General features: G+C 59.3%; 13 protein-coding genes. 4 read left to right on the forward strand and 9 right to left on the reverse strand.

The features are described from left to right. Positions 1–32 precede the first annotated feature (32 nt). The 3 genes from R3D51_12070 to R3D51_12080 form a co-directional block, all read right to left on the reverse strand. A complete protein-coding gene (locus R3D51_12070) occupies positions 33–785 on the reverse strand; it encodes a DUF72 domain-containing protein (protein ID MEZ5900214.1) in 753 nt (250 codons plus the stop codon). 155 nt (positions 786–940) lie between these two features. Next, positions 941–1,255, reverse strand: a complete 315-nt coding sequence (locus tag R3D51_12075; GenBank protein MEZ5900215.1) for a hypothetical protein — start codon at positions 1,253–1,255, stop codon at positions 941–943. A gap of 113 nt (positions 1,256–1,368) precedes the next feature. After that, positions 1,369–1,539 (reverse strand): hypothetical protein, encoded by a 171-nt coding sequence (locus tag R3D51_12080; protein MEZ5900216.1) that lies wholly within the window; start codon positions 1,537–1,539, stop codon positions 1,369–1,371. A gap of 143 nt (positions 1,540–1,682) precedes the next feature. Between R3D51_12080 and R3D51_12085 the strand changes: the two genes are divergently transcribed. Then, entirely contained in the window at positions 1,683–2,027 is a 345-nt protein-coding gene (locus tag R3D51_12085) for a cupin domain-containing protein (GenBank protein MEZ5900217.1), read from the forward strand. A 9-nt stretch (positions 2,028–2,036) separates the two neighbouring features. Here R3D51_12085 and R3D51_12090 read toward each other — a convergent pair whose 3' ends face one another. Further along, positions 2,037–2,417: a GFA family protein gene (locus R3D51_12090; GenBank protein MEZ5900218.1), complete on the reverse strand. Its 381-nt coding sequence runs from the start codon at positions 2,415–2,417 to the stop codon at positions 2,037–2,039. A 22-nt stretch (positions 2,418–2,439) separates the two neighbouring features. Continuing rightward, a complete protein-coding gene (locus R3D51_12095) occupies positions 2,440–2,655 on the reverse strand; it encodes a hypothetical protein (protein ID MEZ5900219.1) in 216 nt (71 codons plus the stop codon). Positions 2,656–2,835: 180 nt separating this feature from the next. Between R3D51_12095 and R3D51_12100 the strand changes: the two genes are divergently transcribed. Together R3D51_12100 and R3D51_12105 are read left to right on the forward strand one after the other, a co-directional pair. Continuing rightward, a complete protein-coding gene (locus R3D51_12100; protein ID MEZ5900220.1) occupies positions 2,836–3,099 on the forward strand; it encodes a hypothetical protein in 264 nt (87 codons plus the stop codon). Between the two features lie 258 nt (positions 3,100–3,357). Beyond that, positions 3,358–3,966, forward strand: a complete 609-nt coding sequence (locus tag R3D51_12105) for a cytochrome C (protein ID MEZ5900221.1) — start codon at positions 3,358–3,360, stop codon at positions 3,964–3,966. Positions 3,967–4,024: 58 nt separating this feature from the next. Here R3D51_12105 and scpA read toward each other — a convergent pair whose 3' ends face one another. From scpA to R3D51_12120, 3 genes are all read right to left on the reverse strand, one after another. Then, positions 4,025–6,187: a methylmalonyl-CoA mutase gene (gene scpA, locus R3D51_12110; protein ID MEZ5900222.1), complete on the reverse strand. Its 2,163-nt coding sequence runs from the start codon at positions 6,185–6,187 to the stop codon at positions 4,025–4,027. A 255-nt stretch (positions 6,188–6,442) separates the two neighbouring features. Then, positions 6,443–7,696: a sulfotransferase gene (locus R3D51_12115; GenBank protein ID MEZ5900223.1), complete on the reverse strand. Its 1,254-nt coding sequence runs from the start codon at positions 7,694–7,696 to the stop codon at positions 6,443–6,445. 240 nt (positions 7,697–7,936) lie between these two features. Then, on the reverse strand, positions 7,937–8,137 hold the full coding sequence (locus R3D51_12120) for a hypothetical protein (GenBank protein ID MEZ5900224.1): 201 nt from the start codon (positions 8,135–8,137) through the stop codon (positions 7,937–7,939). A gap of 263 nt (positions 8,138–8,400) precedes the next feature. Here R3D51_12120 and R3D51_12125 point away from each other — a divergent pair, with 263 nt between their 5' ends. Continuing rightward, positions 8,401–9,411, forward strand: coding sequence for a L,D-transpeptidase (locus R3D51_12125; protein MEZ5900225.1), 1,011 nt, complete (start codon positions 8,401–8,403; stop codon positions 9,409–9,411). A gap of 35 nt (positions 9,412–9,446) precedes the next feature. Here R3D51_12125 and R3D51_12130 read toward each other — a convergent pair whose 3' ends face one another. Next, positions 9,447–11,324, reverse strand: coding sequence for a methylmalonyl-CoA mutase family protein (locus R3D51_12130; protein ID MEZ5900226.1), 1,878 nt, complete (start codon positions 11,322–11,324; stop codon positions 9,447–9,449). Positions 11,325–11,400 lie beyond the last annotated feature (76 nt).

Below are 11,400 nucleotides of genomic sequence, written 5' to 3' on the forward strand. Positions count from 1 at the left end.
GAGTGCGTATTTATCGAAAGCTTGGCTCTATTTCAGCGTTGTCTTTTCAGCTTGCCTAAGAGGGCACCCGCGGCGGCCGGGTTCCTTACTTTGGCGCCCGAGATAAAATAGATGAAGACATCGCCCCGTTTTGCCCAGATCTTTGCGTCTTTGGCGAAGCCCGTCAGGTCGGCTTCCTTGTAGCCAGTTTCCAGTTCTTCGCTAGAGCCCATAAGCCGCGCATAGGTGAAGCCGCCGGAAGACTCATTAATCTGCGGATGGTCCGAGCCTTGCGCATGGACGATGGCGACGTCATGCGTGCGCGCCAGTTTATAGAATGCGGGGTCTAAGAAACTTGCGTGTCGCACTTCGAGGGCATGGCGCAGGCGTATGCCGTCATGCGATCGCGGGAGGAGGTCGAAGAAGGCTGCAAGGTCGGTTTGATCGAATTTTTTGGTCGGCATCAGTTGCCAGTTGATGGGGCCGAGCTTGTCGCCGAGTTCTGTCAGGCCCTGGCTGAAGAACTTATCGATTGATGCTTTGGCGTCTGCGAGGACTTTACGGTTTGTGACGTAGCGCGATCCTTTAACCGCGAATACAAAGCCGTCCGGTGTCTCGTTCCTCCAGTTGCGCCACGACTGCGGTTTGAATGTCGAATAGTAGGTGCCGTTGATTTCGATTGAGGTGAGTGCGCGCGAGGCATATTCCAATTCGCGCTTCTGGGTCAGGCCTTTCGGATAGAACACGCCGCGCCAGGGCTCGAACGTCCACCCGCCAATGCCGACCCGAATGTTTCCGCCTGCCATATCAGCCCCAGCCTCTTAAGACACCACACCCGATCCGGGCCGCGCGTTTCTCCAAACGCATCTATTTGATCGAAGTTCGGGGCGCAATGGAAGCGGGTGCGCGCGGGCAAGCTTCTGCAGCTGCCCGCGCAACGTCGATGTTTGGGGAAGGCTCCTTATTGGACGACATAGTTGCAGGGCTTAGCACTTGCCAGGCAGCGCCACTGTCCGGTGTTGAGCTTGGAGCAGCTGACCGAACGAGCGTCGGCGATTTTCCAAACCGACCAAGACAATCCGAATTGCGAATTGGCCGATGTCGACCAGTTTTTCCGGGCGGCGCCCATGGCTCCAAGTTTTAGCGGCTTGATGCCGATAGATTGGTGCGGCGACGCCTTGCATTGGTAAGCCTGGGCGCTGCTGGAGGCGAACGGCACAACAAGCAGGGCGAGCGCAAAAGCGGCCGATCGTGCGGAAAGCATGACTTTAAACATGAAGAGCTCCTTGCGGTTTTTGTTAATGAAGCCTGCGCGATGCAGGCATCCGAGCAGGTAGTCGCAAGGAGTTCGGGATCGGTTCAGAACAATTTGCGGGAACGCTAGAGAAGCTACGCGGAAATCTTCAGCTCCTGCGCTTTTTCGACGATTTCAGCGTGGGCTTCCCAGATAAGACGTTCGATGATTTGCTTGCGACTAGGGACGTTGGGGTGCGCGCGGCGCAAGTCGTCCAATTGCTTGAGGGTGGCGGCGTCTAGGGGTACTGATACGATATGATCCATCGGCAGATGTCCTTTGGTTGCGCTGAGGTGTGATGGCAGCGATGTAGACCACGGCGCCTTTGTCGCGCTGTGCCCCACGGAACAGACCTCCGGGTTTCAGTCACTCCGCCGCGTTATGGATTGAAGTTGCAGAAAGGAAGTGGGTGTTGCTATCGGCATCTGTCACATACTCGAAAGGCTTTCACGTCCTGATTGGAGACGACCGTTCCCAAGCCGCGACGCTTGTCATTCAGCCCGGCGCGAAAGTTGGCGGCGATAAAAATAGGCATCGCGGCGCCGATCAGTGGATCTATGTCGAAGACGGGCAGGGCGTGGCTGAAATAACGGGGAAGACGCTGGAGCTGGCGCGAGGCACCCTGATCTTGATACAGCGCGGCGAGAGCCATGGGTTCAGAAATACCGGCGCTGATGAGCTACGCATTCTCACTTTTTATGTGCCGCCCGCCTACGACGAAAACGAAAATGAACTGCCTGCTGGCTTGCCGTGAGAGCTGGTTTCACTCCCTGCTCAAATGGCTAAGACTCGGCGCGTTCTGTTCCCAGTTCTGCCCGTCAAACGGCTCTATGCTCAGGGATCGCGGCCTGGTGTCGAGGCAACGCACATTGATGTCGACCCCGTCGGGATTGGAGCGCGGTGTGTAGAATGGCTTGATGCCGCATACTTTGCAGAAAGTGTGCTGCGCAACGCCAGTATTGAACGTGTAAACGGTGATGTCGTCCGCGCCGCGTAGCAGCCGGAAGTTCGATTTCGGCACGATGAGGTGGAGAAAGCCTGCCTTGGCGCAGATTGAACAGTTGCAATCTTGCGCGACGATATCGGATGGCGCTTCCACTTCAAAGGCCACGCAACCGCAGTGGCAACTTCCCGAGTAAAGCACGGCGTATTCCTTAGCCTTGCATTCAGGCCTCGCCTTCAGTTGCCGGGGATTCCCGGGCGAACTCAGCCTCGAGTTCTTTCTCCATCCGCACGAGGTCTTCCGGCAGAGGCATTCCGAACGCCTTTAATTCTGACAGCTTCTCTTTGATCTGGAGGTAGATTTCGTGTGCATCCTCCGGTTCGTTCTGCATGGCGGTCAAAAGAAACGAGATATCGGTCTTGAGTTGATCGAAGCTCATGGATGCTCTCCTGAAGGGTAAGCCATTGTAGGATAGCACGTTCTCGTAGGGGCGGGTTCACGCTTTTCTGATGTCGGCGGGCGCCTAATCTGGCGTCAGAGAGCGTGGCTTGCGGGAACCGGCGAGGCCGATAATCGGTTTCTACCGAGGTTCGGCACATTTTTCGAAGGAGATCCTCGCATGGCACGCTCTGCTTCCTCAGTGCAAATTGAGAAGGAACATATTTTGGCGCTGTTAACCGATGCTGAAGTCGGGAAAGTGGCCACCGCGGAAACCAAGAGGGCGCTAGCTTCTGGCGAACAATACGTCGATCTTGATGATCTTTCCGCGGGTGTGCAGACCGCAAAGGGCGGCGCGGCGCCTGACTTGCACGAGCTGATTGTGCGAAGCGCCGTCGGCGGCAACACGTGGGCTGCTATTGTCGATCGCCTGAAGGCCGGTTGAGGCGGCTTACACCTGTCAGATATCTTACGGCTATCGCAGGTAGGGGCTTGATGACCTTGTGCACCGCACGTACGTGAGCGCGGCTGCGTGTCTTCGGCGTTGACCGAACCGCCGCCCGATCATAGCTTGCAAATAACGCATCTCGATCTGATTGTACGTGGTCGTGTTAAGCACGATGCGCACAACGCGTGGCTCTGTCGGCTCGGCGCGATGCGGCATGCAGTTGTGATTTGTGCGTAAGTGACAGGAGACCCTTCGATGCCTCGACTTCCGGCGCCTAGCGTGATGTTTGCCGTTTCAGCTCTGACACTTGCGCTTGGCGCATGTTCTCCGTCGCAACCATCTACGAGCGTTAGCGACGCCATTCAGACGTGCGCTGCATGTCACGGCGAGAACGGTGTGCCAACCGATCCGACCATTCCGGTGATCTGGGGTCAGAAGCGCGGTTACCTCCTGAACCAGCTGATCGACTTCAAGATCGGGCATCGCAAGAACGAACTGATGGCGGGCATCGTTGAGTCTCTGAGTAAGACGGACATGGAGGCGCTTGCCACGCATTTCGCGGCACAGACATGGCCGACCCTCGATCAGAAGCCCGATCCGCAATCCGAGCAAATTGCCATCAACATCATCGACACCAAGCAATGCACGGCCTGCCACCATGAATACTTCCAGGGCGATACAATTCGTCCGCGTCTGGCCGGGCAGGGTGTCGATTATCTCGTGAAAACGATGCAGGACTTCCGCAGCCACGATCGCGCAACGTCGCTTGCGATGTCCTCGTTGCTTCGGGACGAGACCGATGACGAGCTGAAGGCTCTTGCGATATATCTAGGCAGCCGGAAAGAAGTCGTCGCGCAGAAATAAGCCCGCGCAGGAATGCAGGGCTCCGCAAGCTCGCGTCTTGGGTGCCCTACCGGAACTGCTATTCCGCCGCCTGTTTTGGCGTGTAGCCGAGCTGTTCGTTCAGCTTTTCGATAAGATCGCCAGCAGCCTCCGGGATGTTGGTGCCGGGGCCGAAGACGGCCTTGGCGCCGGCCGCGTAGAGGGTGTCGTAGTCGTGCGGAGGAATAACACCGCCGACGACGATCATAATGTCTCCGCGGCCTTCCTTGTCGAGCGCGGCTTTGAGCTCGGGAACGAGCGTGAGATGTCCGGCGGTCATCGACGACACGCCCACCACGTGCACATCGTTCTCAACTGCCTGGCGAGCTGCTTCGTCGGCTGTTGCGAACAGCGGGCCGATGTCTACGTCAAAGCCAAGGTCCGCAAACGCCGATGCTATTACTTTCTGTCCACGGTCGTGTCCGTCCTGGCCGAGCTTGGCGATGAGAATGCGCGGACGGCGGCCGTCGTTCTTGTCGAACGCCTCGACGAGCTTCTTGACTCGATCGACGCTGGGGTTCATCGCGGCTTCCTTCTTATAGACACCGGAAATGGCGCGGATCTCTGCCTTGTGGCGCGTGAAGACTTTTTCGAGCGCGTAAGAGATCTCGCCTACCGTCGCCATCTTGCGTGCGGCTTTCACTGCCAGGTCAAGAAGGTTGGCGTTGCCTTTTGCGCCTTCCGTTAACGCGTCGAGTGCCGCCTGAACTTCCGCCTCGTTGCGCTCAGTGCGCAGGCGCGCAAGCTTTGCGAGCTGCGCTTCGCGGACGGCCCGGTTGTCCACTTTGAGGAAGTTGATTTCCTTGTCGCCCTTGATCTGGAACTTGTTGACGCCAGTGATGGTCTGGCGTCCGGAATCGATGCGCGCTTGCGTGCGGGCGGCCGCTTCCTCGATGCGCATCTTCGGGATGCCGGCGGCGATCGCCTTCGCCATGCCGCCTTGCTCTTCGATTTCCTGGATGTGGGAAAGGGCGCGAGCAGCGAGATCGTGCGTCAGGCGCTCGACATAATAGCTGCCGCCCCACGGGTCGATCGTCCGAGTGGTGCCCGATTCCTGTTGCAGGAGAAGCTGTGTGTTGCGCGCGATACGCGCGGAGAAGTCGGTCGGCAGAGCGATTGCTTCATCCAGACCATTGGTGTGCAGCGACTGAGTATGCCCTTGCGTCGCGGCCATGGCTTCAAGGCAGGTCCGCGTCGCGTTGTTGAAGATGTCCTGCGCCGTCAGCGACCAGCCGGAGGTCTGCGAGTGCGTGCGCAGCGACAGCGAGCGTGCGTCCTTCGGGTTGAATTCCTCCTTGATGAGCTTCGCCCAGATCAGGCGCGCGGCCCGCATCTTGGCGATCTCCATGAAGTAGTTCATGCCGATGGCCCAGAAGAACGACAGTCGCGGCGCGAAGGCGTCGACGTCAAGGCCGGCAGCAACGCCCGCCCGCACATACTCGATGCCGTCAGCGATCGTGTATCCAAGTTCGAGGTCGGCGGTCGCGCCGGCTTCCTGCATGTGATAGCCGGAAATCGAGATCGAATTGAATTTCGGCATGTTCGCCGAGGTGTAGGCGAAGATGTCGGAGACGATGCGCATGGACGGTGCGGGCGGATAAATGTAGGTGTTGCGCACCATGAACTCTTTCAGAATGTCGTTCTGAATGGTACCCGCAAGCTTCTCGGGAGCAACTCCTTGCTCCTCGCCTGCAACGATGAAGAGGGCGAGCACGGGAAGCACCGCGCCGTTCATGGTCATCGATACGGTCATGTCCTGCAACGGAATGCCGTCGAACAGCGTCCGCATGTCGTAAATGCTGTCGATCGCAACGCCCGCCATGCCGACGTCGCCCTTAACGCGCGGGTGGTCCGAGTCGTAGCCGCGATGCGTCGCCAGATCGAAGGCAATGGAAAGTCCCTTCTGACCGGCAGCGATGTTGCGGCGGTAAAAGGCGTTTGAATCTTCCGCTGTCGAGAAGCCGGCGTACTGACGGATCGTCCAAGGCTGCAGGGCGTACATCGCCGGATAGGGCCCGCGCAGGTAAGGCGCCACGCCCGGGAACGTATCGAGGAAATCGAGCCCCGCCGTATCGGCTCCCGTGTAGACAGGTTTCACCGGAATGCCCTCTGGCGTCCCCCAAATAGGTTCCACCGGCGGCTTGGCGCTGGTTTTGCTGGGCGTCTCAAGGGCGATCTTGGTGAAATCAGGGATCTGGGTCATCGGGGCGGTCTTTGGCCTCTTGTAGGTTCGCCGCGCGGGCAACCGCGCTCTACAATCCTGTGTAGCGAGCGAAGTCGTTGCCAATCAAGCCGATTTGAGGGTTTGCGACAATGAGAGTACCGGCGCTCCGGCCGATGCCCCATTATGATTGCAGGCCCTGAGTTTCGCGCCAAGACATTGTCAAATAAAGAAAAAATGGCCAGCGGGGGGACGCTGGCACACTCAGTCTACAGGGGAGGAAGGAACGAGTGGTCTTCAAACGCACCCAGCCTTCAGAAGGTTCCCTGCAGGTTCGGGTTCGCGTAGAGCGTCGCGCACGTCCTTTTCGGTGAGGTCGAAGTCGGCAAGGCTATACGTGTGGCGGCCGTGGCGACCTTTCGGATTGGCGGCGAGCCAGCCTTCGACCTTGCCAGGTAGGGCCGGATCGCGCTCGTAGCCCATACGGCTGTAGATGTTGCCGACGGTGGCGACAGGAGAGCCGACCAGCTGCTCATAATCCACGTGCACGACGCGATCGGCAGGTAGCCAGCGCAGCGCCTCGCGGGAGACTTCCTGGGCCTTAGCGGCGCTTGAAAGCACGTAGTCGGTGATCTTGCGTTTGTCGAAACGATCCGACGTCATGCCCCATGCAACGGCCACGAGGCTGCAATAGGACGCGATGCACTCAACTGGGTCGCGATGCGTCATGACCAGACTCGCATCCGGGTAGACCTCAAGCAGAGCCGGCAGTCCGGCCATATGCTGGGGCGATTTCAGCACCCAATGTCCGCGCGGGTTAAGCCACTGCAGGATCTGCAGCTGCTTCTTATGCATCCGGTAGGCAGGGACCGCGGATTGCCGTTCAAACCATTTCCAGTAACGGGGCAGATATGCGAAATCCCAACCCGGCGGCATTGCCGCGTAGTTGCGGAAGAGATGATAGCACTCGTCGGGATCGTCGATACCCATGGGATGAATGGCGGCGAGATCCGGTGCTACCCAGTGGAGCAAGCCGAGCGCGCGCTTGGCTTCCCGAATTCGAGTTTCTTCCGAGACTGGTTTGCCATCACGTTCCGCCAGTGGGCAGTAGCCTTCCCAGACAGGCGTGAAACGGGCGTCTTTATGCAAAGACAAAAGCCGCTGCATGATGGTGGTGCCGGTGCGCGGCCAGCCCAGAACGAAAAGGGGACGGGTGATCTTTTCGTCCTCGATTTCGGGATGTTCTTCGATGAAGCGATCGAACTCCAGGGTGTTGCGGAAGCACTGGAGAACCTGAGATCGCACAGCAAGCGTACCGAACAGGCTTAACTCTGCATCTTCTTCGTAAGATTTGAGGCGTTCTGCACGCGCCGTGCGCACCCAGGCTTCAGAATTGTCTTCGCGCCCCACCGCCCGCTCGACAGCTTTAAAGGCGGCAGGATCATCAATTTTCGGAAACAGACCCAACGCTCGTAACGCCGGGCCGAGCCGGTTCAGCGCTGAAATCGGCCAAGGTGGCGAAATACGTGTTCCGGAAGGAAGTTGCCGCATGGCCTCTCCAGTTCGTAGTCAGTCTTGGGGTTTAGCGAGAAACGGCCTGCACTGCGAATCCGCAAAAGCCATCGCGAGCCGAAGATTGGCCGCCAACAATAAATCTTAATAGCAGAAGGTGGTTCCACGATTGTGGCGATGAAAAGAAAAAGGCCGGCTTTCGGGGGAAAGCCGGCCAAGTCTTTGGGGGAGGAGGAAAGTGCGCGTGAATACGTGAGGAAATTGTTCCTGGATTGGGGCTCAATCGCGTACTGCGCCCGCAATCAGGGTCAAAAGTGCTAGGCCGGGTATGGAAACCAGCAGCCCGAGCGAATAAGCGGCGTACTCGTTACCGCTTTCAAAAATTGGTGCGACGGCATGGCTCACCTCGGGGAACGATGCGGCAAACACGGTCACAACTGTGGTGAGTGCGATCGCTGCTGAGCTGATGATCCCGGACATCGTGTTTCTCCTCGGTGTGTTTGGCGCTCTCGCCAGTGCTGTCGTCTTGAGGAGGAGAATGGTTCAAATGCCCGTGCTCCGCTGTTCCAGGAGTGACAGATGAACTTTGCACCTAAGACAGCATAAATGATGGTAAATGAATGGGTTGGTTCATCTGCCCGCCATCGCTTCGACGCCTTTTGGATCGATCAAAGTGTCATCGGCACGCGCTGGGGCTATCCATCCCGCGCAGAGCCGGAACATCCTTTCATGTGAGTTATAACATGAAGCCCATGATCTCTCGGATCTCGACAGGAAGTCTGGCCGGTACGCTCGCAGGCTTGGTCGCGGCGTTTACAGCCGTCGCCGTGGCGCCGTCTCCCGCTTCGGCACAAGGTTGGTACGATTGGGAACGGCCGTTGCGCGTACGCCCGCGACCGCCTTCCTATTACGACGAATATGATGGTTATGATGGGCCGCGGGCGTATGAGCGTCGCCGCTGGTACCGTCGCTATGGCCGCGGTTTCAATCCCTATGATGATGATGAGGGCTGGTCGGAACCACGACGGCGGCCTGCGGTCAGACCTGATGAGCGCGAGGACGACTTCGACAGCAACGACGAGGCTGACATCGACAATGGTTCGGGGCCAGCGGGTGTGACCGGCGGCGCCCGTCCAGTTATTGCGCCGAAGGCGCCACCCATCGTGCCCTTCAGTGCAGCCTACAAGCAGGGCTCCATTGTTATCGATACCAGTGCCCGTAAGCTCTACTACGTGCGCGGGCATATGACGGCTTATGCCTATTCCATCGGCGTCGGTCGTGAAGGGTTTTCGTGGACGGGCACTGAGAAGGTATCCCGGATTGCGGATTGGCCCGATTGGTATCCTCCCGCAGAGATGCGCAAACGTAAGCCGGAACTGCCTGAGCGGATGCTGGGAGGGCTAGACAATCCACTCGGCGCCAAGGCGATCTACCTCGGCAATACGCTCTACCGCATTCATGGGACCAACAATCCGAACTCGATCGGGCACGCAGAATCCTCCGGCTGCTTCCGGATGATGAACGCCAACGTCATCCATCTTGCCTCGATCGTTTCGATTGGCACGGAAGTGACAGTCGTGCGGGCGCTGGGGCGCGGTGTGGTGACTGCGAATGTGCGAAATGCGGACGCCCCGTCCACCGAGGCGCCGTCCACGCACAGAGCTGCTCCACGCGTGAGGTCGTCGCCGCGCATCCAGTGGAGCGAGGACCCCGATTCCGATCCGACTTACACTGACGAGGAGTTGATGCGCTAAAGGAAGGGCAGCGCCGGATGATGCCGACTGAGGCCTTAACCCAGCGTGTTCTGCAGTCCCTTCAGCGTTGCAATGGCGTCAGCGCCCGCGAACAGGAACTGGTCAACGCCTGCTGCCTTGAAGGCAGCTTCCTTGTCGCCCGGCCGCCCTGCCATCAGAACGAGCTTCGCGCCGGCCGCCTTCAGCGCAGCGGCGGTGCTTTCGGCGAGCGTTGCGTAAGTGGCGTCGGATGAGCAGATGCAAGCGGCCTTTGCGCCCGAAGCCTTGAACGCCGAGGCGGCGGCCTCCGGTGTTTTGTATCCATCGGAAGTCAAGGCTTCGATGCCGCCCGCGGCAAGATAGTTGCGTGTCCACGTCGATCGAACGTTGTGATCGACGATCTCCCCCATGTTCGCGAGGAAGACTTTATAGCCGCCATGCGCGTCGGCTGCGTCGCGCAAGGTTTCGAAGCCTTCCGACACGCGATGCACTTTAAGCGGCGTTATTTCGATCTCGGCCTTGCCCGTGTTCGTTGCCTGTTGACGAGGCCACGGCTCGGCTTTGATGCCATCGTCGCCGAGGAGCGGGAAGGCCGAAACGCCGGTCAATTCCTGGCGGCCGGTAGCGATGGATTTGGCCCGTGCCTGAGCGGTCGCCTCGATTATCTCCTGAACGTACCCGGTCGTGAGACCAGGCAGAATGCCCCCGCGTGCCTCAATGTCCTGGAACAGCTCCCAGGCCTTGCGCGCCATGTCCTGAGTAAGCTGCTCGACGTACCACGAGCCGCCGGAAGGATCGGTGACACGGCCAAGGTGGCTCTCCTCCTGGCACACAATCTGGATGTTGCGCGCGACGCGCCGTGCAAAAGCATCCGGCTTACCAAGGGCAAATGTGAAGGGCAGCACGCAGATCGCATCCGCGCCGCCTATGGCAGCGCCTGCGCAAGCAATCGTCGTGCGCAGGATGTTGGTCCACGGATCGCGCTTGGTCATCATCCGGTAGGATGTCGGCACATTAAGCCTGACCTTGGCCGCCGCGTCGCCTGCTCCGCAGGCCTGCGCCATTTGCCAGATGATCGTGCGAGCTGCGCGCAATTTGGCAATCGTGGCAAATTCGTCGGCATCGGCTGCAAGTGCCACGGAGATTTTTGGCATGGCGTCGGCTGGCGCGATGCCTGCGCGCTCGCACGCACGCAGGTAGGCCACAAACGTTGACAGCATCACCGCCAACTCTTGAGCCTCGCTGGCGCCGGCGACGTGGTAAGCGACACCGTCGGCGGAAAGTGCCGTAACATTCGGCATGGACAAAGTCGTCTTCACCAACGCAACCGCGCGGGCCATGACCGTATCGAGGTCCTCAGGCAAGCTTCCCCGGATAGCCAGCGTGCCAAATGGATCGGCACCGAAGGAACCTGAGCGCCTGTCGTCGGGGATGGCACGCGCCGCCCAAACCGCATTCAGCGCCAAAGCCGCGTCGAAGGCGTTCTCGCCGGCGATCAGCGCGATCGGGCAGACGTCGAGCAGAACGCCTGCAAGGGCTTTTTCCAGGGCCTCTTTGGAGATCGGCAGGCCTGGCCCGCCCATATGAAGGGCGATGGAGTTCACCCCGCCGTCGAGGTCCTCCAGGATGGCTGCATTAGCCGCCGCCGGGTCCTGTTCGACGTGTACCGTGCGGATGTCCCAGCCGTAGCCCTCACGTACTGCCCGTGTACCGCGCGTGAAGGGCGCTGCACCCGGCAATGATCCCTGTGAGGAGACCAGAGCATCCTTACGCGCGTAAAGCGGTCGGATCGTAATGCCATCTGCGGTCTTGGACACCAGCCGCTTCTCGAAGTCGATCCCCTTCAACGCCTTTTCGACAAGCGCCCGCCACTGGTCAAATCCTGGCTGGGGAAAGCCGCTGGCGAGGTTGAGGTTGGACGTCGGTTCGGTCATCGCGTCAGTGTCCTGTCAATTCGAAGGCCTATGGTCCTTCTATAGCGACTGGGTGCGGCGGAAGACGAGGCAAAAA

This window comes from Hyphomicrobiaceae bacterium, assembly GCA_041397645.1.
Classification (GTDB): Bacteria; Pseudomonadota; Alphaproteobacteria; order Rhizobiales; family Hyphomicrobiaceae; genus Hyphomicrobium_B.

Coding starts and splice junctions, on each gene's coding strand:
- R3D51_12120 (MEZ5900224.1), bottom strand. CDS start 8,137: ATGTCCGGGATCATCAGCTCAGCAGCGATCGCACTCACCACAGTTGTG.
- R3D51_12105 (MEZ5900221.1), top strand. CDS start 3,358: ATGCCTCGACTTCCGGCGCCTAGCGTGATGTTTGCCGTTTCAGCTCTG.
- R3D51_12075 (MEZ5900215.1), bottom strand. CDS start 1,255: ATGTTTAAAGTCATGCTTTCCGCACGATCGGCCGCTTTTGCGCTCGCC.
- R3D51_12100 (MEZ5900220.1), top strand. CDS start 2,836: ATGGCACGCTCTGCTTCCTCAGTGCAAATTGAGAAGGAACATATTTTG.
- R3D51_12095 (MEZ5900219.1), bottom strand. CDS start 2,655: ATGAGCTTCGATCAACTCAAGACCGATATCTCGTTTCTTTTGACCGCC.
- R3D51_12130 (MEZ5900226.1), bottom strand. CDS start 11,324: ATGACCGAACCGACGTCCAACCTCAACCTCGCCAGCGGCTTTCCCCAG.
- R3D51_12080 (MEZ5900216.1), bottom strand. CDS start 1,539: ATGGATCATATCGTATCAGTACCCCTAGACGCCGCCACCCTCAAGCAA.
- scpA (MEZ5900222.1), bottom strand. CDS start 6,187: ATGACCCAGATCCCTGATTTCACCAAGATCGCCCTTGAGACGCCCAGC.
- R3D51_12115 (MEZ5900223.1), bottom strand. CDS start 7,696: ATGCGGCAACTTCCTTCCGGAACACGTATTTCGCCACCTTGGCCGATT.
- R3D51_12070 (MEZ5900214.1), bottom strand. CDS start 785: ATGGCAGGCGGAAACATTCGGGTCGGCATTGGCGGGTGGACGTTCGAG.
- R3D51_12125 (MEZ5900225.1), top strand. CDS start 8,401: ATGAAGCCCATGATCTCTCGGATCTCGACAGGAAGTCTGGCCGGTACG.